General features: G+C 72.9%; 1 pseudogene. It reads left to right on the top strand.

Going from position 1 to position 419, the window contains the following annotated elements:
• Positions 1–419: pseudogene (locus tag AC1DD3_RS22135) on the top strand (HNH endonuclease signature motif containing protein); the annotation flags it as partial.

The raw sequence follows: 419 nt of genomic DNA on the forward strand, positions 1-419 counted from the left end.
CCGCGGCCTCCACCACCTGGAAATCTTCGCCACCACCGACCAATACGAACACCTCCTCACCGCCATGAACACCGCCACCAACCCCCGCACCCAACCCACCACCACCGCGGACGGAACAGGCTCGGGAACAGGCACCGGCGCCGGCGCGGSCACCGGGGAGAACKGTGMCGGCGGGGACGGAGCGGCCACGGGCGGAGCCGACACCGCGGACTGTCCAACCGACACCGCCGGCGGTGACGCGGGCGCGCATACCGGGCCGGGATTCGGCGMCGCGGCCGAAGCCGCGGCCGCGGACGCCCACCTCGAACGCCGCACCCGACCCCAACAACTCCTCGACGGCCTCGTCGGCGCCTGYAAAACAGCCCTCGCCACCAACACCCTGCCAGCCACCGGCGGACTCCGGCCCCAGGTCATGGTCA

The sequence above is a fragment of the Arthrobacter sp. 05T444 genome (assembly GCF_056395905.1).